The sequence below is a fragment of the Chryseobacterium sp. ISL-6 genome, assembly GCF_018613715.1.
Taxonomy (GTDB): domain Bacteria; phylum Bacteroidota; class Bacteroidia; order Flavobacteriales; family Weeksellaceae; genus Chryseobacterium; species Chryseobacterium paludis.
Window position 1 is genome coordinate 239,723 of record NZ_JAGGPT010000006.1, and the last position, 24,426, is coordinate 264,148.

The window sequence follows — 24,426 nt, forward strand, 5'->3', positions numbered from 1 at the left end:
CCTTATCGAAGTCATAAGCTCTTTCCGTTATTTTTGTTTAGTCTAAATATCGAAAACTGTGATTTGAATCATAGATTAAAAAAAACTTAAACTCACCATCATATTTATTTATTTAATAATTTTGTAACATAAAATTTATAAGAATGGGAGTTATTCTAAAACCTATAGATGTTGTTGACGATATTTCTAAAGAAGATTTCTTCGAAAAATACCTGAGACCCAGAAAACCGGTTGTCATAAAGAACATGGCAAAAAAATGGCCAGCTTACCAAAAATGGACGATGGAATATGTAAAAGAAGTGGTAGGAGATGTTGTTGTTCCTTTATATGATAGTGCCAAAGCCGATCCCGCAGCTCCGATCAATGCTCCTACTACAGAAATGAAGTTTGCTGATTATATAGATCTGATTCAGAGAGAACCAACAGACTTGAGAATTTTCTTTTTTGATCCTATAAAACGTGCTAATAAATTATTGGACGATTATATTTCCCCAAAAGAATTGATGGGCGGATTTCTCGATAAATATCCTTCTATGTTTTTTGGAGGTAAAGGTTCAGTAACATTTTTGCATTTTGACATTGATTTAGCGCATATTTTCCATACTCACTTCAATGGAAGAAAACACGTATTGCTTTTTGATTATAAATGGAAAGACAGGTTATACAAACTTCCTTATGCAACCTATGCTCTGGAAGATTATGATATTGAAAACCCTGATTTCAAAAATTTTCCGGCTTTAGATGGCGTAGAAGGGATTGAGTGTTTTCTTGAACATGGTGATACGCTATTTATGCCTACCGGATGGTGGCACTGGATGAAATATCTTGATGGAAGCTTTTCTATTTCTCTAAGAGCATGGGACAAATCCTGGGCCGTGAAAGCGAATTCCCTTTGGAACCTTACCGTTCAAAGGAACTTTGATAATTTTATGAAAGGGCGCTTTAAGAAAAGATACATGGACTGGAAAGAGAAAAAAGCTGTTGAAAGAGCAAATTATGCTTTGAAAAGAGGCTTACCTAAATAATATGAAAAAGGCGTTTCAATTGAAACGCCTTTTATTTTTATAAGATCCTATAGACAGGATATTGTCTGAATGTTTTTTCCTCAAAATAAGAGGAATGTCTATATACCCAGTCCAATTGAGCATCTCCGTCTTCAGCAAATTTCTTGTCTGAAGATTTCTTATCCTCAAAAGCTTTTTTCAGTGTATTATCCTTTTTCAGAAGTTCGGCAGCAGTATCTTCAAAAATATAGGCTGAAAAGTATTCTTTCTGAGCTAAAATGCCATCAAAGAAATTCCAGTTAAAGAAAGAATCCAAAGCTTCGGGTTCTAAGGTCTCAATAATATATTTAACCCCGGGCTGTTGAGTTGGAACAATATAATCACCTGCTGAGAAAGCCTGTTTTTTATCTGATTTATCCACTGTCGTTTCATAGTGCAGATAATGTCCTTCATATGGGTTTTTAACCGTCTTAAAGTCATTGATCTTATACGACTCTACCATCATTATACTGTCTTTCTGAAGTAGTTTCATCTCTATCTTATTTCTTCTAAATTCCTCAATTACGCGGTACTGCGATTGTGGAATCACATAATACTTAGGTATTGTAATATAGCTTGTAGGAACGGCTGTGGTAAACAGTTTTATTTTCTTTGTAAAAGGCTTGTTTCTATCATAATATAACCTTGGTTTTCCTGAAATTTCACTTGGTTTATACTTTCCTTCATATCCCTTAAAATCCATGGTCGAATATTTTGTAGAATCTATCTTCCATCGTATTCCATATTGCTTCCCTGCCTGATATTGTTTTAGGTTTTCAAGACGAAGTTCTTTAATTTTTCTATAATCCTTATCAAGATTCTGAAGATTGACGAGCATATACTTGTAGGTTGCATCCACCCTTTTGTCATAAGGTTTCAGCATATGTGTTTCAGGAACCGTTCCCAAGGAATTAAATAAAGAGGTATATCCTGTAGAATATCTTGGTGAGTCTTCAAAAGAAGCAAATCCAATCTCCGGAACATCCCCATGGATATTGACATATGGTGTACTTTCATATCCTGTTTTCTTTAAATCATCAAGATTTTTAGCCTGATAATCATTGTAAAAATAATTCCCCAGAACATTTCCCAAGCGTTCTTTAAAAGTTGAGATATAGGTAAACGTATACTGATAATCTGCCCCGTTACTTACGTGATTATCAATGAAAATATCCGGCTTCAGCCATTGATAGATCTCCTGAAAGCTTCTGGCGTTTTTAGAATCAGCTTTAATAAAATCCCTGTTGAGATCATAATTTCTGACATTTCCTCTAAAGCCATATTGTTCAGGACCGTTTTGATTGGCTCTTGAATAGGAACCCCTATTGAGCATTCCACTTATATTATAAGCAGAAATGGCGGCAACAATAAAGTTTTGAGGTGTTTTTATTTTTTTTGTAGCAAGATCGCGCATCAACATCATGGTCGCGTCAATTCCGTCCGGTTCTCCAGGATGAATCCCATTATTAACAAATAGAATGGCTTTATCTTTCCTCAGTTTGTCCAGATCTTTTTCAGGAAAAGGATTATAAATGACGACGTAAATAGGTTTTCCGTTGTCATCCTCACCTTTTTTAAGATATTGAATGCTAGGAAACTTTTCAGCAAGACCCTGATAATAGGTATTCATTTCATCATAGGTAACCGTCTGATTACCATTTCCTTTTTCAAAAGGTGTTTGATAAGACTGCTGAGAAAACAATACTGAAGAACTAAGAAATAATAGGAAATATTTAAGTTTCATGAAGGTATAATTTCAGTTTTTAAAATTACTGAAATTATCTTTTCAAAAAGCTTTGGTTAATCGCAAAGACGCAATCGTTGCATAATAGACTTTTTATTATAGATTAAAAACTTACGCCTTAATCATTAACTATCAATTTCTTCCCTTTTCATCAGGATATAAGCTTGTAAGCGGATCGCTCTGCCAGAACTCTTTGGTTTCAACATCCATAATAGATAAAGGTCCTGTATAAGCTGCTCCTGTATCTAAATTCCAGATATTCGCTTTATTAAGAGGATAAGTAATTCCCAGTTCTGTAGTTGAAGTATGACCAATAAAAATTTCTTTAAATAAAAGCAGCCTTTTAGGATACAATTCTGAGTTCTTACTCAGCTTCTTGTCCATTGCTACAGCGGTTTCCCAAAGAGTCCTATCCCAACGGTAATTGCTCATATACATTTCTTTTTCTGGACCATGCATTGAAGAATATCCAGCATGAATAAACAAGCGGTTTTGATCATCTACATAATAATTTCTCATTCGCTGGACGAACTCTAAATGCTTTTCCAAATCTTCTAAAGAATAGGTTTCATAGCTTTCAACCGTTTTTCGACCTCCATTGAAAAGCCATGCATCTGCTTTTTCACCAGACAAAAACCAATCTTCACACCAGGCATCATGATTTCCTTTAATGAAAATACAGTCTTGGGTTTTGGAAAGTTCCATTAAAAATTTAATGATTTGAGAAGATTCGCTCCAGCCATCCACATAATCTCCTAGAAAGATCAATTGATCATCAGCAGTCACCTTTGCGCGTTCCAGAACCTGAATTAAGGCTTTAAAGCCACCATGAATATCTCCAATTACTAATTTCCGCTTCACTTTTTACTTTGAAATATATTTAACATCTACAAAATCAGTTAACCAGACTCCATTATCCGAAAGATAAAATTCAATATTTTCCTTAAACATTTCGCCCGTTCTGATTATCAAAATTACGGGTTTTCCGTGACGCATACCCACTTTTGTAGCCGTTTCTTTATCCGAACTTAAATGAACATGCTGTCTGTTTCTTTTCTCAATTCCTTTTTCTAAAATCGAAGCCATATTTGCTTCTGCCGTTCCGTGATAAAGGAATTCTGGGGGCTGTTGAGAAATCAATACCAGATCAACATCAATGGAATGTCCCTGATTGGCTCTAATCTTCGTTTTATCTTCATTAAAAGCAAACCTTTTTTTGTTATTGGTTTCAACGACCTCATCTAATTCTTCCAATGCAAAACGCATTCTGTTCCTAGCTGATTTTTCGATCAACTCACTGACATCTGCCCACCCGTTTTCGTCCAGTTTCAGATGAATTGTTTCCGGCTGGTGCCTAAGAATCAGACTTAAAAATTTACTTATTTTTTTGTTTTCTATTTCGTTCATGATTTGTTTTTATTTCATTAGTTTATTCTCTAATTTATTACAAAGCTTTTCAATATCCCCCCTCCTTACTAATTCTGAAACCCATTCTTCAGGAATATTTTCAAATCCATAATAAATTCCGGCAATTCCTCCTGTGATAGCTCCAGTTGTATCGGTATCTTCTCCCAGATTAACGGCTCTCAAGACAGCTTCTGGGTAACTTTCTGATTTCATAAAACACCATAAAGATGCCTCTAAACTATGAAGAACATATCCACCAGAACTGATGCTATCCTCTTTATATTCAAAAATATCATTGTTCAAAACTCTATCAAATCTATCCATTTCGTCTTGTGAACAAATTGGATTGTTGTTCAGGAATTGTTTTACTGTCATTTGCATGACTTGATATGCTTCAAATTTTTCCTTTCCTTTCAATATTTCCAATGAAAATTCTAAATAAATAAAGCATGAAATTACTGAACGAATATGAGCATGAGTAATAGAAGAAACTTCCCTTATTACATCGAAACGTTTTTCAATTGGAAAACCCTTTATATAAAACAACAAGGGTAAGATTCTCATTAAAGATCCATTTCCATTATCCCTTTCACTTGTTCCTCCACATAAATAAGTAGTATATCCTTTACTTATTTTATGAATAGCTTGTCGAGTTGCAATTCCAATATCAAAAACTTTTCCGTGAGGAGTCCAGTGTCCATATTTGTACCATTTAACAAAACTCTGTGCTATTCTTTCCTGATCATATCCTTTTGTAAGTTCTTCAGCCAGACAAAGTGTTAACGAACTATCATCGCTCCATGTACCAATTGGTTGGTGATGGGTTCCAAACTCCAGCATTTTAATGACAGGTGAATTTTTCAATTGTTCTCTGCTTTTAAACTCCACAGGAACACCTAAGGCATCTCCAATACAGACTCCAAAAATTCCTGATTTTACAACATCTTTCATTACGCCATATTTATCAGTTTATCAAACAACAGTTTCATTCCTCTCGTTGCGTTTTCTTTCATAACAACCGCTCTTTGTCCATACCCGAATTCCGTTTCATGAGGATTAATTACAATCAATAGACAATCATCTTTGATCTCATGAATTAAACCTGCTGCCGGATACACCTGTAAAGAGGTTCCTATAACAATTAAAATATCAGCATCTTTTACTTTATCTCTCGCCACATTATACAATGGGACATCTTCTCCAAACCATACAATGAATGGTCTTAATTGTGCTCCATCTTCGGCTTTATCACCAAGATTAATATCATCTTTCTGTTCGTAAATAAGATTTTTATTATTGCACGAACAGGATTTAAATAATTCTCCATGAATATGAATGATATTGGTTGACCCCGCTCTTTCATGTAAATCATCTATATTTTGAGTAATGATCTGCACATCAAAATACTTTTCTAAATCTGCGACCAATTGGTGAGCCTCGTTAGGTTGTACCTCATGCAGTTGGCGACGTCTCTGATTATAAAATTCCAATACCAAAGCTCTGTCTTTTCTCCACCCTTCGGGGCTTGCTACATCTGTTACATCATGATTTTCCCAGAGACCATCTCCATCTCTGAACGTTTTTATTCCACTTTCGGCACTAATTCCTGCACCGCTTAATATGGTTAGTTTTTTCATTGTTTCTCTTTTAATAGTTTATCATAGATCGTCTCATTCTCTTCATCAAAACAAACAAAAATAATTTTCTCAATCTTTTCCGTGTTGAATTTTTGAACTTCCTGAATAGCAATTTTCGCCGCCAGATTTTTAGGAAAATGATAAATCCCAGTACTGATGTTTGGAAAGGCAATCGTTTTAACATCCAGACTTTCTGCTAACTTTAAAGAATTCTTATAACAATTCGCTAAAAGCGTTGAGCCTTTTTCTTCATCATTATTCCAAACAGGTCCTACGGTATGAATGACATATTTTGCTGGCAGGTTTCCAGCAGAAGTTACAACCGCTTCACCGGTCTTACATTTCCCCTGTCTGTTTCTGATTTCAATACATTCATCTAATATTTGTTTTCCTCCTGCACGATGAATGGCTCCATCTACACCACCTCCACCAAGTAGAGAAGAATTAGCCGCATTAACGATAGCATCAGCCTGAACTTTTGTAAGGTCTCCTTTTAGTACTTCAATAACTGGTTTCATTTAATTTCAGTTTTTTGTTTAGATTATGATCTTCAAATATTAATGGCTTTTCTTCTGGAATCATCAGGCTTTCCAAGTTATCATTTAGTACAAATTGATATTGCTCTTTTACAAAACCAGAAATATCTTCAATCAAAATAATATCATCTTTAGCATACGAATGAATAAAGTTATTTCTCAATCCAACTTGGATTGCCCGTCTTTCTAATTTATTTCCAAACGGATCATGGTCAGGATCCCACTGTAATCTTACTGAAGATTCCTTTACTTGATTTTTCCATACTTCTTCAGAAACCCCCAGATTCTCATTGTAAGAAGAATAAACAGCATTTTGCAAATATTTTTTTATCGCCTCCATTTTGAGATGAATTGCTAAAACACATTCCTGTCCCTCTTTTGATCCCCATCCGTTTCGGTACATCATCCAAAGGAAGTTTGGTTTTATCCAGGTCATTCTTTCTAAACTAAAATCGCCTCCAAAATATTGATTCCTAACAGCAAATTCTCCAATGTCCTTTCGGTAAGACTGATAAACAATAATTTCTTCATCATTGTATTGCGCCATTATATAGTGTCCTTTCTGAGGCCAATCCTGTAATTGTTCTTTATATTTTTTTAATTTGATTTTCATTTAATTTCTTCAAACAATGTCACCAATTCTTCATTTTTAGTAAGAACCGCAAAAACTGTCCTTTTAAATTTATTCTTATACTTTCCTTGTAGGTATTTTTTGAATAATCCTGCGATCTCTTTCGGATCATTTCTAAAAACACCACATCCCCAGGCTCCCAAAATCAGCGTTTCATTTCCTTTCTCCAAAGCCAAAGCAAACATTTTATCCATACGCATATCCATTGCATTTAAAATTTCACCTATTCTCTCCGGTTCTTGTCTTTTTACAACTCCCGCATTTACAGCAGCAGATGTAATAAAATTACACAGAACAGGCTTTTCTAATAGCTCTCCTTTATCTCTTCTAAAGACAGGAACCTTTGGGCTATAAATCATATGATCTGTATAAAAGCATGATTTCATTCCACGATGCGTTTTATAAAAACTTTCAGCTTCAAGTTGGCTAGCGTATAAGGCCGAAGTTCTTGCCAGGCTTTCCTCCTGAGCCTCTGCTCCACCTATGAATCCACCACCTGGATTTTTTGCAGATGCAAAATTCAAACACATCAGCTTTTCCTGATCCTCTTCTTTAGCCAATTGCAAAATGGCTTTTAATGAGCTACAATTCCAAACCTCAATTTGAGTTTCAAAATCATTTTTAGTAACTACATTTTCCACTAATACTGCAAGTTCTTCCGAACTAAATAAAACTGTCCTTTTTTTACAAATTTCAATCTCTCGATCTAATTCTACTTTTTCACCCTTTAGATTTATATATTTTTTGTTGGCTAAGATTTCTAAAGTATCTTTAGCCATTCCTTTATTAGTCATTGTTCTTCTCTTTTAATCTCTCTATCAGGTTTTCTATCTCAGTATTTTCAGATTGGATAAAATCATTGCCAATAAATACCTTTGTTACATTAATTTCTCCAACGATAGCCTGATTAAATTTATCTAATTCTTCTGCCGGTACCCATAATTCATTGTGGTTTTTTGCTCCAACATTTTGAGGTGGATATTTATCTGCTTCACTTTCCACAACATCAAATTGAGTCACAAACCCAAGATAGTTTCCAGATTGATCTCTGGTATTCCATTTTTCAGCTATCTCCGAAGCATAATCTTCATTAAGTACCGGATAGAAGATAGGTTGCCATTCCAATCTTGGTGGAAAATTTTTATAATCACTTTCAATAATTAAAATCATTTCCTTTTCTCCTACTGGCCTATAAAGTCTTATTGTTTTCATTTTTCTAATTAATTACCAAAACCGCCTCTTCATCAGACAGCCTGATTTCTGCAGTAGCCCCACTGTTGAATTGCAAAAAATCCTTTTCAATTCCGTCACTAAATATAAAACCATTATTTGGCATTAATGATTCTATGATAAGCCTATTTCCTTTTTTTAAAATCCCACCACAGATGTCGGTCTGTGTTGCTTTACTTTTGAAAGGCTCTCTCACCGCAAAGTATAGATCTTCATCATTGAGTTCTGGATATTTTAGTTTTTTTGATCCTAAAATACCATATGCCATATTGAAAATAGAACTCAGCCAACCTGTACTTCCTGTTTTTGTAGAAACAATAATTCCACTGGAAGAATGCGTTTCTTCTTTTCCGTTCAGCATTAGCTTATATCTGGCAGAGCTGTGGGAAGAAATACCAATAAACAGATCATTAACTGCTAAGAGTTTTTGTCCATCATTCAGAACAGCTTCTGCAAACCTCATCTTCTTTGAACTAAAATTTTCGTTTATTACAGCATTTACTCCATTGAGAAAGTTTTTTACATTAAAAGGAAGCAGTACACCATCATATCTTTCTTCATCAGGGTTGATTGCTACAATAGGAATGTTTTTAGCGTATTTCGCAACATTTGCAACCAGCCCATCCTGTCCTATGACCACAATAAGATTCTTTTCAGAGAAAATATAGGAAGGCATAAATTCTCTTTCCAGTACTTTATTCTTGATCACTTTAGAAAGCTTTGTCTGAACTTCCAGAAAAGACTGACAGAACTTTTCATGTTCAGCAACATACTCCTGAAAATCTCCGCCAGAACTTTCAATATAAAACTGAGCCTGAGCTTTGGTATTAAATCTTTCAATCAAAGACTCCAATCTCGTTTTGTTCTTAATGATAATTGCGTATTCTATTTTCATGGCTTTTCTTTAATTGTAAAATGTACAATGTATTACTGATTGCGTTAGTTCACTATTTTAACTTCAATGTCCTCGCCTCTCTCTTCAAGTTTTTAATGTTCTTTCAACAGATTCTCTAATAAATCAGGACTGATGTTTAAGTTTCCGATCTTTCCTGCATTTTCTGCCAGTTCCCTGAAAGCAAGGGCAATATTTGATCTTGCATCCTGATTTCCATTTAAAGCGGTTAAAATTCTCCAGTCCATTTCTTTGTATGGTCTTAAAGAAGTTTCTAATACGTAGCCTTGTGTTTCCGCTTCTTTTCTGTCGTTTTCTGTCTTTTGTTCGATCAGTTGTTTTCTTTGGTTTTCAACTGATATATCAGCAGCGATCTTCATTTCTCTCAGTATCTTATTATTTTCTTCCTGTTGAATTTCGGTCTCCATTCTCTTTTCTTCGATCTGTTTTTGTTTTTCTTCAACCGCTATTTCTGTATTCAGCTCAGATTCTTTGATTTTCCTTTCTTGTTCTACTGCAAAGTTTCTCCTTTCATAAATAGCCTCGTCTGCCTGTTGCTGAAGTTTTTCTCTGGTTTCTGTTTCTAATGCCCGTGCCATTTCCGGAGTGGTCTGAACCGCTAAAATACTCGCTCCTAATATTTCAACTCCCATCGTTTGGATTGTTTCTGAAGTTTTTAGCCCTTCCAGAATATGCTCCTCTATCTTTTTAGCAGAACGGATCGCATCTTTTAAACTCATTTCATGAATAAATGATGATGTAGATGTCTGCGCAAGATTGATGATCCTTTGATTAAGCTTCTCAATATCATTCTTTTTATACACTCCTGATTCATTAACTGTAAAATCCAATGTGTTGGACAAAGCCTTTGGATCAAAAATTTTATAACTGATCTGTCCCTGAATATTTACCATCTGATAATCAAACGTATTTTCATTAAAAATAAAAGGGAGATCATTACTTCCCATTGGAATAGCAACAATAGAACTGTTTGGAGCAAAATAGAAGAATGATAAGCCCCTTCCTTCTCTTACGGTTCCTCCATTTTTAAAATGAAGAACGTAAGTCATTGAATCGAATTTGATGTGTCTGAAACCAAACATAGCTTTAAGTTTTAAAAAATTAATATTTGTGTTGTTTTTACACTAATTCTATTAGACATGAGTTTGCACTTATTTTTCAAACTACTTTCTAATAGTATACATTACATCGGTCCGCAGTACATATTTAGCCCCACTGATCAATGTTTTACCTTCGTGTCTTAATGGATGATAAAAGACCAATGCCATTCCTTTTTTAGGAGCAATTGTAAACAGGTTTTCAAATTCTGTTTCCCCACCTTCAAAGTCATCGTTCAGATACATTAAAAACGTATAGAAGCTTTTTTCATTCTCGTCTCTTACATAGCTTCCATCTCTGTGCATTTTAAATCTTTGTCCTGGAGAATATTTATAAACCCTGAACATCTCATTAAAGTCACATATTTCATTTCCATCGTGATTTTCTGGAAGAAATTCAAAAGCTCTCTCAAAAAGATTGTTAGCAAGATCCTTACTAAAAAGCATTAATCGGTCGTTATTTCGAATACCCTTACTCATTAACTGCTGACCGTTTATATTGACTTTCGCTTCCTCAAAAGCCTGGTCTTCTGCCATTTTAATGTAGCTCTCACATTCCTGGTTGGTTAGAAAATCTTCAATCAGAAATATCTGTGGATGTAAATCGATCTTTTCCATGATTTCTATATTGTGATTATGATTGTGTTATCTTCTCAATTCATCTCTTACCTCCATCAGAGCGAATCCTAACAGATTTTCTCCACGCCATTGAGATGGATTCTCTGCTTTGGAATCAGACTCTGATATTCCTATTCCCCAAATGGTATCATAAGGACTCGCTTCTACAATAACTTTATCTTCGGTAGATAAAAGAAATTCCCTGAATTCTGAGTTTTGTGAAAATTTTAAAAAGTTCCCCCTCTTTACAATTTCATACTTATGATTATCCCAAGTCTGATGATCAAAGTTTTTTATTTCTCTTCCCAAGCTCTTTGCTTCTTTAGGGTTTCCTGATTCAAGGATTTTCAACATTGTCTCATCATCATTAAATAATCTCGCCTTCTCTGCCATCATATAATGTTCAGCAGTTCTATACTCAATACTATTTTCTTTGAAACTTGCAGGAAACCACTGGCTAAAACAAGCTTTTGAAATTTCATTTTTAATGGTATGTCCCCAGAAAAACAAAAATTGCAAGTTTCCTTTTTCCTGAAAAAGTTCAATTGTATTTTGTATGGTGTATTTCATGATTGCGTTATTATTACACAAATGTAAAATAAAATCATTTTATCCTCCAAATTTATTTGTGTTATTTTTACGCTAATAAATTAACTAACTGATAATCAATTTATTTATTTTATCCTATCTAGATATTAATAGTACAAATAATACATTACAATGACACAAGCTATAATCTATTTTTATGTTTTGGCTAAAGTCGATGAATTACCATTAATAAAAAAACGGACTAAAGCCCGTTTATATTGATGTCTTTTGACATCTATCTGATATCAAATATTTTGTTTTTCCTTATAATGTTTGTGCCATTTGTGAAAAGCATTTTGTGTTTAGCTATCATTTGATCTCAAAATAAAACCCTTGTTCTTCAAGTTCCTTATATTTTTCCTGATTAAAAGTAAATAATTTCCCGGGCCTTCCACTCCCTTCTTTTTTTACATTATTGGTTTCATTAAGAAGACCATAGCTCATTATTTTCTTTCGGAAGTTTCTACGGTCAATTTCCTGTCCAACAATGGTTTTGTATAAATTTTCAAGATCCGAAAATGGAAACTCTTCATTAAGAAGATTAAAGCCGATCGGCTGATACTGAATTTTTGTGCGAAGTCTCTTTAAAGCAATATCAATGATACTTTTATGATCAAAAGCCAGCTTTGGTAATTGATTGACACTGAACCATTGAGCATCTTCAGCATCTGAGTCTGCAAACAGTTCATGATAAGAAGGGTTCACTAGTCCCAGATAAGCCACAGAAACCACTCTGTTTCTGGGATCACGACCCACATTACCAAAAGTATAGAGTTGTTCTAAAAAATCAGGCTTTATGCCCGCTTCTTCATACAGCTCTCTTTTTACGGCATCATCCAGATTTTCATCATCCAGAACAAGTCCACCAGGCAAAGCCCAGCCTCCCTTAAAAGGATCGATCTTTCTTTTTATTAAAAGGATCTGTAAATCTTTTTTATCAAAGTATCCAAATATAACAGCGTCTACCGCTACTTTAATATCCTGCATAATATAGTTTGCGTTATGAATACACAAAATTACATTTTTGAATTAAAAGTCCCACCATTAAAAAACCAAAAAGCGTAAAAATAAAATTCCTTATCTTTAAGATTGATTATAACCAACTTAAAATTAAATATTTATGAAAAATCTAATGTTCATTTTCTGCGCTGCATTTTTGTTAACTGCATGCGAAAAAGGAAAACCCACCATGGGTAAGGAATCAACCGGAACTGATTCTACAGCATGGAAACCGGTAGACTCTGCTACTGCAGCAAAAGCATGGATGGAATATGCTACTCCTGGCGACATGCACAAAATGTTAGCTAAATCTGATGGAGTATGGATAGGAGACAATACAATGTGGATGGAAGAAGGAGGAAAGCCAATGAAAAGTACTTCTGAATGTACCAATAAAATGATCTTTGGTGGACGTTATCAGGAAAGTACCCACAAAGGTAATTTTTGGGGAATGCCATTCGAAGGAAGAAGTATTGTAGGATATGATAATGCCACTAAAAAATTTGTAAGCACCTGGATGGATAATATGGGAACAGGGATAATGTATACCACCGGAGAATGGAATGCTTCAAAAAAATCAATTGAATTTAAAGGTAAAATGCCAGATCTTACAAGACCGGGGAAGGAGTGTGATGTAAGAGAAGTCTTCACATTTGTTGACGACAACAATCAAACCCTTGAAATGTATGGTCCAGGTTCGAAAACCGGTAAGGAAATGAAAACAATGGAAATAAAATTCACCCGTAAGAAATAAAATAAAACCGCTTCAAATGAAGCGGTTTTTTATTTTTAATTGGTTTCAGAAGCACTTGTTACAGGAATACTAAAACTGTTATTATAATAATTGACATTGTACAACTGTGATGCCCAGTTTCCTGTTTTGGAATTGAAAACATATACTTTCCTGTCATATTTATCAACAAAGATAAAATTCCCGTTAGACGCTGTTACATCAGGAATACTCATGCTGTTATTATAATAGTTAACATTAAATACCTGAGAAGCCCATGTCATTGTTTTGGCATTAAAAACAGACACTTTATGGTCATATTTGTCAACAAAAGCAACATTACTTCCAGAAGAAATTGAGGTTGGAAAACTATTGTTATTGTTATAATAATTGACATTAAATACCTGTGATGACCAGCTTCCACTTATATAATTAAAGACATACATTTTGTGATCATACTTATCCGAAAATACTAAATTTCCATTGGATAAGGGAACTAAAGTAGGGGTTGAAAAGTTATTATTATAATAGTTTACGTTATAAATCTGTGATGACCAGGTTCCTGTTTTAGAATTAAATACATATACTTTTCTATCATATTTATCAATAAACATAAAGTTACCGTTAGAGGACGTTACCTCTGGCACCGCAAAATTATTGTTGTAATAATTCACGTTATAAATTTGTGGAGTCCATGTTCCCGTTTTAGAATTAAAAGCATAGACTTTTCGGTCATATTTATCTGTAAAGACATAATTTACACTTTTATTTTCAATAAGATCATCTCCCAATGATGAATCTGAAGAAGAGACATCTATCTTTTTGGCGACATAAGCATAAGGTACACTCATCAATTGATTCACGCCTACATTTGTATAATTAGTCCCTCCTGCAGCATCCATTTCTACTTTTACAAACTTAGAATTCGTACTCCAATTTATTGCAGAAAATGTCCCTGACACAGCCGTTCCCTGCCCTATATTAAGATTTATCAATCCCTTGGAGTTGGTCGTCTTTGAATGCGTTTCCGTATAGATATTCGTTCCTGTAGCAGAATTATCCAAAATGCTTATTCTTAAAGAAACAGGTCCGTTAACAACCGGATTTCCCGAAGCATTGAAGGCAACAGCCTGATAAGCAAATCCCTTTGGAACCTGAGCAAATACTGCCGTAGTAAGCAGTGCTAAAAATAAAGTATATATTTTTTTCATGGTATCGTTTTATTTTTTAATGATTTTTACTGGCTTTAATTCAGAATTATTAAATTTCAGAATATATATCCCCTGAAGCAGAAAGGATAAATCTAATTTATTGTTAACTATCTTATTTTGAGAAACTAGCTTTCCTGACATATCATAAATAGAAACATCTTCAAGCCTCGTTGAGGAGGAAACATTAAAATTAATGTAGCCAGCTGTAGGATTCGGATAAATACTAACCGCTTTTTCGGTAACGATCTCGTTTACCCCTAAAACATTTAAAACAGTCTGATAAAGAACCCCAATGGTTCCGGAATTCTGATCATCGGGATTGGTAGGAATCACATAGATTTCTCCTACCGTGTGCATCAGGTTTTCATTAGAAACTCCTCCAGAGTTTATTCCTCCAATAAGACTTTGGGAACAAATAGGAACAGAAACTAAAAAACCGACCAGTAAGTAGATTTTTTTCATTTAAAATAAATTTTTCGTAAATATAAGATAAAGAATAATAGTTTAAAATGAAATTTATACTATTTGAAATTTAGTGAAAAACACACCTCATTTTCAGGGTTTTAACTGATTATCTTGGTCTTTTTATTACAGAACTTTGAAGTAATAAAAGGGGCAAGCCGAAAACCTTAAAGAGTAGGCATATAAAAACTAAAAAAACACCATTATGAATGCTAAAACTTTATTGAGAGCACTTATCGTAATCATCATCATTATCGGAGGAGTGATTATCATTGTTATTGGAAAGAAACCATTTCCTGAACCCGAATGTATTGTATGCGGAACTAATCTGATTACCATGTTAGGAATCGTTGAAATTATCCTGGGACTGGGAGCACTGGTTGTTCAGGGAAGCCTGGTTGACAAGCAAAGAAATCTTTAAAAATAAAAAGACCGATATGATATCGGTCTTTTTTTATATTAATCGTTTAGTTTTAAAACTGCCATAAATGCAGATTGTGGTACTTCTACTCTACCAATCTGTTTCATTTTTTTCTTCCCTTCTTTCTGCTTTTCCAAAAGTTTACGTTTTCTGGAAATATCCCCTCCATAACATTTAGCGGTAACATCTTTTCTTAGGGCTTTAATGGTTTCTCTTGCGATAACTTTAGCTCCCAGAGCTGCTTGTACAGCAATATCAAACTGTTGTCTAGGAATCAGCTCACGAAGCTTTTCACACATCTTTTTACCAATATGATAAGCATTACTATCGTGAATTAATGAAGAAAGAGCATCTACCATATCTCCGTTGATCAGGATATCCATTTTTACCAATTTAGAAGCACGCATTCCAATTGGTGTATAATCAAATGAAGCATATCCTTTTGAAATAGATTTCAGACGGTCATAAAAGTCGAATACAACTTCCGCCAAAGGCATATTAAATGTAAGCTCTACCCTATCTGCGGTCAAATAGCTCTGGTTAACAATCTCACCTCTCTTTTCAATACAAAGGGTCATAACCGGACCTACAAAATCTGATTTCGTAATAATAGAAGCTTTTATAAAAGGTTCTTCTACCCTATCCAAAATCGTTGGATCCATCATCTCGGATGGGTTATTAATTAAGATTGCCGTTTCAGGTTCTCTTTTAGAATATCCAAGATATGAAACGTTAGGTACCGTTGTAATAACGTTCATATTAAATTCTCTATCCAAACGTTCCTGTACAATTTCCATGTGAAGCATTCCTAAGAATCCGCAACGGAAACCAAATCCAAGTGCCGCAGAACTTTCCGGTTCGAAAACCAGGGAAGCATCGTTCAGTCTTAGTTTTTCCAGTGAAAATCTTAATTCTTCAAAGTCCTCAGAATCAATAGGATAAATTCCCGCAAAAACCATTGGCTTTACTTCTTCAAATCCATCAATAGCTTCTAAAGCAGGATTTTCAAATGAAGTAATAGTATCCCCTACTTTTACCTCCCGTGCATCTTTGATCCCTGAGATAATATACCCTACATCACCACATTCAATCTTTTTCTTAGGAACCTGTTTTAGTTTCAATGTTCCTACTTCATCAGCACCATATTCTTTTCCTGTAGCAAAAAACTTAATTTTTTCGTTTTTGGAAATACTTCCATTGACTACTTTAAAATAAGCTTCAATTCCTCTGAAAGGATTATAAACAGAATCGAAAATCAAAGCCTGTAATGGGCCGTCAGGATTTCCAACCGGAGCTGGAATTCTATTAACGATCTGTTCAAGCAAGTCATGGACTCCTTCTCCTGTTTTTCCTGAAACTCTTAAAACGTCCTCAGGCTTACATCCCAAAAGACCAACAATTTCATCGGTTACTTCTTCAGGGTTTGCTGAAGGAAGATCTATTTTATTAAGAATAGGAATGATCTCTAAATCATTCTCTAACGCCAAGTAAAGATTACTAATTGTTTGTGCCTGAATACTTTGCGCAGCATCTACAATAAGAAGTGCACCTTCGCAGGCTGCTATTGATCGGGAAACTTCGTAGGAGAAATCTACGTGGCCAGGGGTATCGATCAGGTTTAAAATATATTTTTCCCCCTTGTATTCATAATCCATCTGGATCGCATGAGATTTAATAGTAATCCCACGTTCTTTCTCCAAATCCATATCATCCAGGGTCTGAGACTGTAATTCTCTTTGGGTAACAGTATTGGTATATTCCAATAAACGATCAGCCAAAGTACTCTTACCGTGGTCAATATGAGCGATTATGCAAAAATTTCGTATGTTTTTCATTTAAGAACCTTGTAATTTGCAAAGATAAAAAAAACGAAGACAATTCCTCTCTCTTAATTTTATTGGGTGAAATTAATTTTAATTATTGATTTTAAGCAGATAATACTTGTTGATATTATTACGTTAAATTAAGTAATATATTCCTGCAATAAGCAATACAACACGGATCTGTTTATAAAAAAAATGTGTTTCAATTGCCTGTAAAATTTTAAAAATATTTATCTTTTCAGTTTATTTTCAAATCATAAAGCTCAGGTACATTTGAAAAACATTTAATTAAAACCTGAATTATGGCAATAACCGATCTATACTCATGAAAAAATTAACCTATCTGTTACTTTTTATTATTCCGTTAACTCAATTAAAATCACAATGGGTGGAAAAAGCTTTGGATCATCCGGAAGAATGGGTAAATCCATTAATTGGAACACTTTCCAAACCTTCGCTTTCTAATGGAAATACATATCCCGCTGTAACAGTACCCTACGGAATGAACCTGTGGACTCCTCAAACCGGTAAAAATGGTGATGGCTGGCAGTATCAGTACGATGCAGATAAAATACGTGGCATAAAACAAACCCATCAGCCTTCGCCCTGGATGAATGACTACGGCATGTTTTCTATTATGCCGGTTACAGGAAAAATGAGTTTTAATGAAGATGAAAGAGCAAGTTGGTTTTCACACAAATCGGAGGTATCTAAACCTTATTATTACAGTGTTTACCTGGCTAATCACAATGTAACGGCTGAAGTTACACCAACTGAACGTGCTGCACAATTTCGATTGACATACCCCAAATCTGACAGTTCATGGGTTGTTATCGATGCATTCGATAAAGGATCAAGTATTACCATCATCCCTTCCCAAAAGAAAATTGTTGGTTATTCTACAAGGTACTCACGTGGAAAATTAGTGGGCTTCAAAAACTATTTTGTTATTTATTCAGATAAACCATTTACAAAATACACTTCATGGAAGGATAAAAGTCTTGTAAAAGATTCTCTTCATATTACAGGAAATCATTGTGGTGCTATCATTGGTTTTGCTACGCAGAAAGGAGAAAAAGTAAACTTACGTGTTGCTTCTTCATTCATTAGTTTAGAACAGGCGGAACTCAATTTACAACGTGAGCTTTCTAAGGACTCATTTGATACTACTTACGAAAAGGCCAAGTTATCATGGAATGAAAAGTTGAAAAAAGTGGAAGTATCTGGTGGAAGTATCGATCAGATGCGTACATTCTACTCTGCATTATACCGCATGCTGTGCTTTCCTCATAAAATGTATGAGATCAATAAAAACAATGAGGTTGTACATTACAGCCCCTATACAGGAAAAACGGAACCTGGTTATCGCTTTGCAGGAACAGGATTCTGGGACACCTTTAGGGCTCTTTATCCATTTTTAAATCTTGTCTACCCAAGCATCAATGTTGAAATGCAGAAAGGACTGATCAGTGACTATAAGGAAGGCGGCTGGTTACCGGAATGGTCCAGTCCGGCGTATGCAGACTGTATGATCGGAAACAATTCTGCTTCTGTTGTTGCGGATGCCTATATAAAAGGACTTAGAGGTTATGATATCAATACGCTGTATGAGGCTCTTCTTCATGGTGCAAATAATGCCGGCCCTGAAGCAACAGGTAGAATGGGAATTGAGTACTATAAAAAATTAGGATATGTTCCTTATGATGTTAAAATTAATGAAAACGCTGCAAGAACTTTAGAATATGCATATGATGATTTCACCATCTATAAGCTTGGAAAAGCCTTGGGTCGTCCGGAATCCGAATGGGCCGAATATGCCAAACGTTCTCAGAATTATCAAAAAATAATAGATCCCGAAACAAAACTGGCAAGAGGACGAAATCTTGACGGAAGTTTCCAAAAACCTTTCAATCCTTTCAAATGGGGTGATGCATTCACAGAAGGCAATAGCTGGCATTATACATGGTCTGTTTTTCACGATATAGAAGGGCTTTCAAAATTAATGGGTGGCAAAAAACAATTTGTAAAAAAACTGGATTCACTTTTCGAAATGCCCCCTCTTTTTGATGATAGCTATTATGGCAGTACGATTCATGAAATACAGGAAATGATCAATGCCAATATGGGGCAATATGCACATGGAAATCAACCGGCACAACATATTATTTATTTATACAATTATGCTGGTGAACCCTGGAAAACACAATATTGGGTTCGTGAAACCCTTAATCGTCTTTACCAGCCAACACCAGATGGCTATTGTGGAGATGAGGACAATGGCCAAACTTCTGCATGGTATATATTCTCAGCATTAGGATTTTATCCTGTCACTCCGGCTACAGATCAATATGTTTTGGGAGCTCCACTGTTTCAAAAAGCAATTATCCATTTGGAAAACGGCAAAAACATTGAAATCAATGCTCAGGAAAACAGTAAGGAAAAAATGTATGTAAAATCATTAAATATGAATGGTCAGCCCTATTCCAAAAACTGGTTAAACCATCAGGAATTAATGAAAGGTGCTGTGCTGCAATTTATAATGGATGATAAACCGAATAAGAATCGGGGAACCAATGAAAAAGATTTTCCATATTCTTATTCTACGGACAAAAAGTAAAAACAAAAGAGAGACAAGTTGTCTCTCTTTTGTTTTATAGATTATTTTGTTTTATCAAAACCTTCGGGTAAAATATAATGTCCTGTAAAGGGATCAAGATAAACTTCAGATCCGGGATCTCCTTTTCTTTTACTTTGAATCCCTGCATCTATTACTGCACCAATAATGCCACCAACTAAACCGCCTGCCATTCCTCCAATCATAGCTCCATTGGTTGATGTTTCCGGAAATAGATCTGACTTTTTAGCCTCAATAAAAAGCCCCTGATCATTTTTGAAAATCTCAACATAACCAACTGGTATATTTTTATAAGCAATGCCATTATGTACAAAAGCATAAAAGTGTCGTATCCCCATTTTTTCTTCTCCATTCACAGCCTTTGTAACAATTCCTTTATCATTGGTCTTCAATGTAAAATCAGGATCAGGATTGTGTGTAAAAAAGCTGTAATAGTCTTTATAAACTCCATCTTTTAATTTATCTGTTTTAAAAATATCCAGTTTTTCCTTCAACAAAACAGCATAATCTGTTAGCTCATTTTCCGCAACTGCGAATTCCCAAGGAGTTTTTTGATAAGAATTTTTAAATAGATCTGTGAAAATAAGTGTAATTTTTTTAGATAGACTTTGTGCCAGATAAGGCGATGTACGAGATGAAACGCTCGCAGCAGTATCTTTTCTGAAGAGAAAATGATAGCCGTCTTCTTTTTTAATAAATGTGCTTGCTCGGAAATTAAGCTTCCCTATTGAAAATTTTTCTTTTTTATCTTCTATTATTTCTATGTTTTCTAATAATAGAACCAGCTCATCTTTTCCTCTTATCGGATTATCTTTGAAAAACCAGTCAGTAATATCTTTTTCAGCACTGTTTTCAAAAACAATATTTACCTGATCTTTATGATACATTACATGACCCACTTCCTTATTAGGTCTTTGATCGATCACTGTAAGTCTTTTAACAGAATTTTTTTTGTCTTTAATAGATTTGGAAAGATCTATAATCTCAGTTTTCTGGGCAAATAGTGATCCTGAGAATAAAATAAATAATAATATTTTTTTCATAATTTACTTTTGCGCAAAAGTATGTATTTGGCCTGAAAATCAAACGACTCTTACAAAAAATCTTCGTAAGAGTCGTCCAACATTAAAAAAATAAACTATTATGGGTTTTGTTTAGGTGTTGCCGTATTGTCATCGTGATCATGAGGTTTTCTATCATTCATTTTATCTCTCATCTTCCACTCTGATTGAAATAACTTCAATACTTTCTGGCAAGGAATCACCTGCTGCATCTTCTCAGCATATTTTTTTCTATTATCTAATAATTTCTGTCCAAGTTCAAAACTTTGCTGTAGCTTGATCTTAGCTTCTTCATCAGACATCTTTTCAGGATCAAAATCGGGGTTAAACTGGCTTTTTATTTGTTTCTGATTATCTATATATTCATTATAGATTGCAGTAAATGCAGCTTTATCCTTTGCATCAACATTCAGATTATCTAACATCATATTATCTCTGAATTTCTTCAAAAGCTCTTTTCTTTCTTCGGGAGAAAGGTTATTTATTATCTCTTTTCTCTGTTTAGGGTCCATTTTCTTCCAGTCGTAATCCGTTCTTTGAGCCTGTAAACAAAAGCCATAAATAATAAAAAGTGTAAATAATATCTTTTTCATCTTTTCTTTTAATTATATAAATCTAAATAAACGTCTTCTGTGGAATTCTTAGCTAATTCTGCAATTTCTGTATTAGAAAATGAATCCAGATACTCGTTCATTTTAGTATCCGTTTGTTTTGAAACAGTATTCCCTATCTGAGGTTTTGTTATATTTTCTGTTTCATTATCCTGAGAATACTCTGTATTTTTATTTTTCTTATTTTCAACTATTTGATCTGTATTTTCCACAGAATTTAAATCAGATTTCAAAGTTTCATAGGCAATCTCGCTTTCACTTTTGGGAGCTTGGTCATTCTTAGCATAGTTTGCTTCCGATACACCGGATCCTTTTGCTGTATTCTGATTTTGATCTGAATTATAAACAAAAGTAACTCCAAAGATTAAAGCTAATGACGCCGCAACTGCATACACCCAGTTTAATTTAAAGATGGGCGCTTTTTTGTTTGCTTTCACGTCATTCATTACTCTTTCCTGGATGTTATCAAACATATCATCAGGAATCTTGTAAATGTTTTTACGTTCTAATTTCTCTATATCGAATTCTTTCATCTTATGTTGGTCAAAAATTATTTTCGTAATTTTCTTTTATATATTCTTCTATCTTTTGCTTGGCATAATGGTAATTTGTTTTTAATGTTCCTACAGACATATCTACTATTTTTGATATTTCTTCGTAGGGCAAATCATCGTAATACCTCATCATAAATACGAGTTTCTGTTTTTCAGGCAGACTCTGTATGGCATTCTGTAGTAAAATTTGTATTTCGTCAGCATTCTTTTCTGCATTATCTGCTACAAGATTCTGCATATAATATTCAGCGTCTTCATCAGTTTTCTGCATTTTTTTCATTTTATTTATTTGCTGTAATGCTTCGTTGGTAGCAATTCTATACAACCAGGTGTATAGTTGGCTATCATTTTTGAACTGGTGAAAATTCTGATATGCTTTTATAAATGTATCCTGCAAAGTATCCTGAGCAAGATCTCCATCTACAATGATCCTTCTTATATGCCAATACAATCTACTTTGATAAGCATCCATCAACGCACGAACTCCTTTATCTTGAGTTCGTGGGTCTTGCATCAGCGTAATAATTTCCGCGTCCTTAATCTTCATAGATGCTTTCACTGTTTTGGATTACAAAAATATCTAAAAGTTAAATACTTTGTTCAATTTTCAGTCCAAAACTCATAAAATATTATCTTTGTTATATGCAAATTGTAATTATAGGTTCCGGAAATGTGGCTTATCACCTGGCAAAAGCTTTTGTTCTGAGTAACATTCCATTAGCTCAAATTTTTGGAAGAAATGAAAAAGACCTTGAAAAAATAGGTTCAGAGTTACATATTCCATATTCTACAGAACGGCTGGAAGATGCTGATGTATATCTTATATGTGTCAGCGACAATTCTGTAGAGGATATTTCTAAGATCATTACTAAAAAAAATGTTCTTGTCGCTCACACCTCTGGTTCGCTTCCTAAAGAAATTTTAGCAGGGGAGTACAGAAAAGCTAGTTTTTATCCTTTGCAAACTTTTTCTAAATCTAAAGATCTGAACTATGAGAAAATTCCTTTTTTTATAGAAACAGAAAATGAAGAAGATAGAAAACTGCTTTTCGAACTGGCCTCAAAAGTGTCAAAAAACGTCATGGAAAGCAATCATGAAAAAAGAAGATATATCCATCTTACGGCAGTTTTTGCCTGTAATTTTGTGAATCATCTTTTTTCTAAAGCTAAAGAAATTTCAGATTCTCAAGAAATTCCTTTTGACTATTTTTTACCATTAATTGATGAAACAGTACAGAAAATTCATGAAATTGAACCTAAGCTAGCACAGACAGGGCCAGCAGTAAGAAACGATATAAGGGTTCTGGAACTTCATGAGCAACTGTTAAAAGATGAAAGTCTTGAAATATACAAAACAATAAATCACTCTATTAAAAAAATGTATGAGCTATAAAGAGAAGTTAAAAGATATAAAGGCATTCGTATTTGATGTGGATGGCGTTTTTACAGATGGCAGCGTTTATTTGATGCCTGGTGGAAATATGAGTAGGGTAATGAATGTCTTAGATGGCTATGCAGTTGTTAAAGCATTAAAAAACAATTATTTAATAGGAGTTATCACGGGGGGAAATGATGAGATGGTAAAACACAGGATCCATTATTTGGGTATAGAAGATTATTATGCTAAATCTCATAATAAAATGGTTGATTTTGAAGATTTTAAAAAGAAATATAACCTCAAGAACGAAGAAATTCTGACGATGGGTGATGATCTGCCAGATCTACATATTATGGAAAATTCTGCTATAGCAGCGTGTCCTGAAAATGCCGTTCCTGAGATCAAAGGAATTTCAGATTATATATCAACAAAGCAGGGTGGAAGTGGAGCTGTACGTGATGTTATCGAACAGGTGATGAAAGTACAGGGAAACTGGCACGATGATAATACACAATCTGTATAATTGGTCGATATGAAATTACTTTTAGCATCACAATCTCCAAGAAGAAAAGAATTGCTTTCCAGTTTAGGGTTTGATTTTGAAGTGGTAAAAATAGATTGTGAGGAAATTCTTCCTGAAAATATTACAATAGAAAATGCTGCCGCTTATCTTTCAAAATTAAAGGCGAATGCATTTAGATCTCTTCATGATGACGAAGTTTTATTGACCGCAGATACAGTGGTCGCAATAGATCATCAAATTCTTGGGAAACCGAAAGACGAAGCAGATGCAAAGAATATGTTGAAAATGCTTTCCGGGAAAACACATCAGGTTTATACCGGGATAACCATCCAAACATCCAATAAAACTTATACAGAGACAGATGTTGCGGATGTTGAGCTTGATGAAATTTCTGATGATGAAATTGATTACTATGTGAAAAATTATAAACCTTTCGACAAAGCGGGAAGTTATGGCATCCAGGAATGGCTGGGAATGGCAAAAATCAATAAATTATCCGGTAGCTTTTATACCATTATGGGTCTTCCTACCCATTTGGTATATAAAATTTTGAGAGAAATATAAATTTTTTCAAA

Annotated in this window: 28 protein-coding genes; 7 read left to right on the forward strand and 21 right to left on the reverse strand. The window is 34.3% G+C overall.

The window, feature by feature from the left end:
• Nucleotides 1-143 precede the first annotated feature (143 nt).
• Nucleotides 144-1,025: a cupin-like domain-containing protein gene (locus J7E44_RS11865; protein ID WP_214829752.1), complete on the forward strand. Its 882-nt coding sequence runs from the start codon at nucleotides 144-146 to the stop codon at nucleotides 1,023-1,025.
• A 37-nt stretch (nucleotides 1,026-1,062) separates the two neighbouring features.
• Here the strand turns inward: J7E44_RS11865 and J7E44_RS11870 are convergent, their stop codons facing one another.
• From J7E44_RS11870 to J7E44_RS11935, 14 genes are all read right to left on the reverse strand, one after another.
• A complete protein-coding gene (locus tag J7E44_RS11870) occupies nucleotides 1,063-2,787 on the reverse strand; it encodes a M14 family metallopeptidase (protein ID WP_214829755.1) in 1,725 nt (574 codons plus the stop codon).
• A gap of 132 nt (nucleotides 2,788-2,919) precedes the next feature.
• Entirely contained in the window at nucleotides 2,920-3,648 is a 729-nt protein-coding gene (locus J7E44_RS11875) for a metallophosphoesterase family protein (protein WP_214829758.1), read from the reverse strand.
• Nucleotides 3,649-3,651: 3 nt separating this feature from the next.
• A complete protein-coding gene (locus J7E44_RS11880; RefSeq protein ID WP_214829761.1) occupies nucleotides 3,652-4,194 on the reverse strand; it encodes an RNA 2'-phosphotransferase in 543 nt (180 codons plus the stop codon).
• 9 nt (nucleotides 4,195-4,203) lie between these two features.
• A complete protein-coding gene (locus J7E44_RS11885; RefSeq protein WP_214829764.1) occupies nucleotides 4,204-5,145 on the reverse strand; it encodes an ADP-ribosylglycohydrolase family protein in 942 nt (313 codons plus the stop codon).
• A complete protein-coding gene (locus J7E44_RS11890; protein WP_214829767.1) occupies nucleotides 5,145-5,831 on the reverse strand; it encodes an SIR2 family NAD-dependent protein deacylase in 687 nt (228 codons plus the stop codon). The genes J7E44_RS11885 and J7E44_RS11890 overlap by 1 nt, the downstream gene beginning before the upstream one ends.
• A complete protein-coding gene (locus tag J7E44_RS11895; protein WP_214829770.1) occupies nucleotides 5,828-6,349 on the reverse strand; it encodes an O-acetyl-ADP-ribose deacetylase in 522 nt (173 codons plus the stop codon). Before J7E44_RS11895 ends, J7E44_RS11890 begins: the two co-directional genes overlap by 4 nt.
• Nucleotides 6,333-6,980 carry a DUF4291 domain-containing protein gene (locus tag J7E44_RS11900; RefSeq protein ID WP_214829773.1) on the reverse strand — a complete coding sequence of 216 codons (648 nt, stop codon included), beginning with the start codon at nucleotides 6,978-6,980 and terminating at the stop codon, nucleotides 6,333-6,335. Before J7E44_RS11900 ends, J7E44_RS11895 begins: the two co-directional genes overlap by 17 nt.
• A complete protein-coding gene (locus J7E44_RS11905) occupies nucleotides 6,977-7,792 on the reverse strand; it encodes a TIGR02452 family protein (RefSeq protein ID WP_214829776.1) in 816 nt (271 codons plus the stop codon). The genes J7E44_RS11900 and J7E44_RS11905 overlap by 4 nt, the downstream gene beginning before the upstream one ends.
• Nucleotides 7,785-8,210: an ADP-ribosylation/crystallin J1 gene (locus tag J7E44_RS11910; RefSeq protein ID WP_214829779.1), complete on the reverse strand. Its 426-nt coding sequence runs from the start codon at nucleotides 8,208-8,210 to the stop codon at nucleotides 7,785-7,787. The genes J7E44_RS11905 and J7E44_RS11910 overlap by 8 nt, the downstream gene beginning before the upstream one ends.
• A gap of 4 nt (nucleotides 8,211-8,214) precedes the next feature.
• Nucleotides 8,215-9,123 carry an NAD(+)/NADH kinase gene (locus J7E44_RS11915; RefSeq protein WP_214829782.1) on the reverse strand — a complete coding sequence of 303 codons (909 nt, stop codon included), beginning with the start codon at nucleotides 9,121-9,123 and terminating at the stop codon, nucleotides 8,215-8,217.
• Between the two features lie 92 nt (nucleotides 9,124-9,215).
• Entirely contained in the window at nucleotides 9,216-10,190 is a 975-nt protein-coding gene (locus tag J7E44_RS11920; RefSeq protein WP_251040566.1) for an SPFH domain-containing protein, read from the reverse strand.
• 114 nt (nucleotides 10,191-10,304) lie between these two features.
• Nucleotides 10,305-10,856, reverse strand: a complete 552-nt coding sequence (locus tag J7E44_RS11925) for a prolyl hydroxylase family protein (protein ID WP_214829787.1) — start codon at nucleotides 10,854-10,856, stop codon at nucleotides 10,305-10,307.
• Nucleotides 10,857-10,883: 27 nt separating this feature from the next.
• On the reverse strand, nucleotides 10,884-11,426 hold the full coding sequence (ybiA, locus tag J7E44_RS11930) for a riboflavin biosynthesis intermediates N-glycosidase (protein ID WP_214829790.1): 543 nt from the start codon (nucleotides 11,424-11,426) through the stop codon (nucleotides 10,884-10,886).
• A 327-nt stretch (nucleotides 11,427-11,753) separates the two neighbouring features.
• Nucleotides 11,754-12,431, reverse strand: a complete 678-nt coding sequence (locus tag J7E44_RS11935; protein ID WP_214829793.1) for an NUDIX hydrolase — start codon at nucleotides 12,429-12,431, stop codon at nucleotides 11,754-11,756.
• A 133-nt stretch (nucleotides 12,432-12,564) separates the two neighbouring features.
• On the opposite strand from J7E44_RS11935, the gene J7E44_RS11940 reads away from it, so the two are divergent.
• On the forward strand, nucleotides 12,565-13,197 hold the full coding sequence (locus tag J7E44_RS11940; RefSeq protein WP_214829809.1) for a DUF1579 domain-containing protein: 633 nt from the start codon (nucleotides 12,565-12,567) through the stop codon (nucleotides 13,195-13,197).
• 35 nt (nucleotides 13,198-13,232) lie between these two features.
• Here J7E44_RS11940 and J7E44_RS11945 read toward each other — a convergent pair whose 3' ends face one another.
• Both J7E44_RS11945 and J7E44_RS11950 read right to left on the reverse strand, forming a co-directional pair.
• Complete coding sequence (locus tag J7E44_RS11945; RefSeq protein ID WP_214829812.1) at nucleotides 13,233-14,384, reverse strand: DUF8740 domain-containing protein; 1,152 nt, start codon at nucleotides 14,382-14,384, stop codon at nucleotides 13,233-13,235.
• 9 nt (nucleotides 14,385-14,393) lie between these two features.
• A complete protein-coding gene (locus J7E44_RS11950) occupies nucleotides 14,394-14,846 on the reverse strand; it encodes a T9SS type A sorting domain-containing protein (RefSeq protein ID WP_214829815.1) in 453 nt (150 codons plus the stop codon).
• 205 nt (nucleotides 14,847-15,051) lie between these two features.
• On the opposite strand from J7E44_RS11950, the gene J7E44_RS11955 reads away from it, so the two are divergent.
• Nucleotides 15,052-15,267, forward strand: a complete 216-nt coding sequence (locus J7E44_RS11955; RefSeq protein WP_214829818.1) for a hypothetical protein — start codon at nucleotides 15,052-15,054, stop codon at nucleotides 15,265-15,267.
• 38 nt (nucleotides 15,268-15,305) lie between these two features.
• On the opposite strand, the gene lepA is transcribed toward J7E44_RS11955, so the two are convergent.
• Nucleotides 15,306-17,102, reverse strand: a complete 1,797-nt coding sequence (gene lepA, locus J7E44_RS11960; RefSeq protein WP_214829832.1) for a translation elongation factor 4 — start codon at nucleotides 17,100-17,102, stop codon at nucleotides 15,306-15,308.
• A gap of 313 nt (nucleotides 17,103-17,415) precedes the next feature.
• On the opposite strand from lepA, the gene J7E44_RS11965 reads away from it, so the two are divergent.
• On the forward strand, nucleotides 17,416-19,707 hold the full coding sequence (locus tag J7E44_RS11965) for a GH92 family glycosyl hydrolase (RefSeq protein WP_214829835.1): 2,292 nt from the start codon (nucleotides 17,416-17,418) through the stop codon (nucleotides 19,705-19,707).
• Nucleotides 19,708-19,748: 41 nt separating this feature from the next.
• Here J7E44_RS11965 and J7E44_RS11970 read toward each other — a convergent pair whose 3' ends face one another.
• The 4 genes from J7E44_RS11970 to J7E44_RS11985 all read right to left on the reverse strand — a co-directional run bounded on the left by J7E44_RS11970 (nucleotide 19,749) and on the right by J7E44_RS11985 (nucleotide 22,498).
• On the reverse strand, nucleotides 19,749-20,768 hold the full coding sequence (locus J7E44_RS11970) for a hypothetical protein (protein WP_214829838.1): 1,020 nt from the start codon (nucleotides 20,766-20,768) through the stop codon (nucleotides 19,749-19,751).
• A 98-nt stretch (nucleotides 20,769-20,866) separates the two neighbouring features.
• Nucleotides 20,867-21,379, reverse strand: a complete 513-nt coding sequence (locus tag J7E44_RS11975; RefSeq protein WP_214829841.1) for a hypothetical protein — start codon at nucleotides 21,377-21,379, stop codon at nucleotides 20,867-20,869.
• 8 nt (nucleotides 21,380-21,387) lie between these two features.
• The gene (locus J7E44_RS11980) at nucleotides 21,388-21,930 is read right to left on the reverse strand and encodes a hypothetical protein (RefSeq protein WP_214829844.1); all 543 of its coding nucleotides are present in this window, start codon (nucleotides 21,928-21,930) and stop codon (nucleotides 21,388-21,390) included.
• A gap of 10 nt (nucleotides 21,931-21,940) precedes the next feature.
• On the reverse strand, nucleotides 21,941-22,498 hold the full coding sequence (locus tag J7E44_RS11985) for an RNA polymerase sigma factor (protein WP_214829847.1): 558 nt from the start codon (nucleotides 22,496-22,498) through the stop codon (nucleotides 21,941-21,943).
• Nucleotides 22,499-22,593: 95 nt separating this feature from the next.
• Here J7E44_RS11985 and J7E44_RS11990 point away from each other — a divergent pair, with 95 nt between their 5' ends.
• The 3 genes from J7E44_RS11990 to J7E44_RS12000 are packed head-to-tail and all read left to right on the forward strand — an operon-like array spanning nucleotide 22,594 to nucleotide 24,415.
• Entirely contained in the window at nucleotides 22,594-23,343 is a 750-nt protein-coding gene (locus J7E44_RS11990) for a Rossmann-like and DUF2520 domain-containing protein (RefSeq protein ID WP_214829850.1), read from the forward strand.
• On the forward strand, nucleotides 23,333-23,851 hold the full coding sequence (locus J7E44_RS11995; protein ID WP_214829853.1) for a KdsC family phosphatase: 519 nt from the start codon (nucleotides 23,333-23,335) through the stop codon (nucleotides 23,849-23,851). The genes J7E44_RS11990 and J7E44_RS11995 overlap by 11 nt, the downstream gene beginning before the upstream one ends.
• A 9-nt stretch (nucleotides 23,852-23,860) precedes the next feature.
• Nucleotides 23,861-24,415 (forward strand): Maf family protein, encoded by a 555-nt coding sequence (locus J7E44_RS12000; protein ID WP_214829856.1) that lies wholly within the window; start codon nucleotides 23,861-23,863, stop codon nucleotides 24,413-24,415.
• Nucleotides 24,416-24,426 lie beyond the last annotated feature (11 nt).

What these genes read in the sequence shown, in the direction of transcription:
- J7E44_RS12000 (WP_214829856.1), top strand. Translation starts at nt 23,861, where the DNA reads ATGAAATTACTTTTAGCATCACAATCTCCAAGAAGAAAAGAATTGCTT.
- J7E44_RS11880 (WP_214829761.1), bottom strand. Translation starts at nt 4,194, where the DNA reads ATGAACGAAATAGAAAACAAAAAAATAAGTAAATTTTTAAGTCTGATT.
- J7E44_RS11890 (WP_214829767.1), bottom strand. Translation starts at nt 5,831, where the DNA reads ATGAAAAAACTAACCATATTAAGCGGTGCAGGAATTAGTGCCGAAAGT.
- J7E44_RS11935 (WP_214829793.1), bottom strand. Translation starts at nt 12,431, where the DNA reads ATGCAGGATATTAAAGTAGCGGTAGACGCTGTTATATTTGGATACTTT.
- lepA (WP_214829832.1), bottom strand. Translation starts at nt 17,102, where the DNA reads ATGAAAAACATACGAAATTTTTGCATAATCGCTCATATTGACCACGGT.
- J7E44_RS11985 (WP_214829847.1), bottom strand. Translation starts at nt 22,498, where the DNA reads ATGAAGATTAAGGACGCGGAAATTATTACGCTGATGCAAGACCCACGA.
- J7E44_RS11910 (WP_214829779.1), bottom strand. Translation starts at nt 8,210, where the DNA reads ATGAAAACAATAAGACTTTATAGGCCAGTAGGAGAAAAGGAAATGATT.
- J7E44_RS11920 (WP_251040566.1), bottom strand. Translation starts at nt 10,190, where the DNA reads ATGACTTACGTTCTTCATTTTAAAAATGGAGGAACCGTAAGAGAAGGA.
- J7E44_RS11865 (WP_214829752.1), top strand. Translation starts at nt 144, where the DNA reads ATGGGAGTTATTCTAAAACCTATAGATGTTGTTGACGATATTTCTAAA.
- J7E44_RS11905 (WP_214829776.1), bottom strand. Translation starts at nt 7,792, where the DNA reads ATGACTAATAAAGGAATGGCTAAAGATACTTTAGAAATCTTAGCCAAC.
- J7E44_RS11970 (WP_214829838.1), bottom strand. Translation starts at nt 20,768, where the DNA reads ATGAAAAAAATATTATTATTTATTTTATTCTCAGGATCACTATTTGCC.
- J7E44_RS11990 (WP_214829850.1), top strand. Translation starts at nt 22,594, where the DNA reads ATGCAAATTGTAATTATAGGTTCCGGAAATGTGGCTTATCACCTGGCA.
- J7E44_RS11975 (WP_214829841.1), bottom strand. Translation starts at nt 21,379, where the DNA reads ATGAAAAAGATATTATTTACACTTTTTATTATTTATGGCTTTTGTTTA.
- J7E44_RS11895 (WP_214829770.1), bottom strand. Translation starts at nt 6,349, where the DNA reads ATGAAACCAGTTATTGAAGTACTAAAAGGAGACCTTACAAAAGTTCAG.
- J7E44_RS11945 (WP_214829812.1), bottom strand. Translation starts at nt 14,384, where the DNA reads ATGAAAAAAATATATACTTTATTTTTAGCACTGCTTACTACGGCAGTA.
- J7E44_RS11925 (WP_214829787.1), bottom strand. Translation starts at nt 10,856, where the DNA reads ATGGAAAAGATCGATTTACATCCACAGATATTTCTGATTGAAGATTTT.
- J7E44_RS11900 (WP_214829773.1), bottom strand. Translation starts at nt 6,980, where the DNA reads ATGAAAATCAAATTAAAAAAATATAAAGAACAATTACAGGATTGGCCT.
- J7E44_RS11940 (WP_214829809.1), top strand. Translation starts at nt 12,565, where the DNA reads ATGAAAAATCTAATGTTCATTTTCTGCGCTGCATTTTTGTTAACTGCA.
- J7E44_RS11980 (WP_214829844.1), bottom strand. Translation starts at nt 21,930, where the DNA reads ATGAAAGAATTCGATATAGAGAAATTAGAACGTAAAAACATTTACAAG.
- J7E44_RS11915 (WP_214829782.1), bottom strand. Translation starts at nt 9,123, where the DNA reads ATGAAAATAGAATACGCAATTATCATTAAGAACAAAACGAGATTGGAG.
- J7E44_RS11870 (WP_214829755.1), bottom strand. Translation starts at nt 2,787, where the DNA reads ATGAAACTTAAATATTTCCTATTATTTCTTAGTTCTTCAGTATTGTTT.
- J7E44_RS11955 (WP_214829818.1), top strand. Translation starts at nt 15,052, where the DNA reads ATGAATGCTAAAACTTTATTGAGAGCACTTATCGTAATCATCATCATT.
- ybiA (WP_214829790.1), bottom strand. Translation starts at nt 11,426, where the DNA reads ATGAAATACACCATACAAAATACAATTGAACTTTTTCAGGAAAAAGGA.
- J7E44_RS11995 (WP_214829853.1), top strand. Translation starts at nt 23,333, where the DNA reads ATGAGCTATAAAGAGAAGTTAAAAGATATAAAGGCATTCGTATTTGAT.
- J7E44_RS11885 (WP_214829764.1), bottom strand. Translation starts at nt 5,145, where the DNA reads ATGAAAGATGTTGTAAAATCAGGAATTTTTGGAGTCTGTATTGGAGAT.
- J7E44_RS11950 (WP_214829815.1), bottom strand. Translation starts at nt 14,846, where the DNA reads ATGAAAAAAATCTACTTACTGGTCGGTTTTTTAGTTTCTGTTCCTATT.
- J7E44_RS11965 (WP_214829835.1), top strand. Translation starts at nt 17,416, where the DNA reads ATGAAAAAATTAACCTATCTGTTACTTTTTATTATTCCGTTAACTCAA.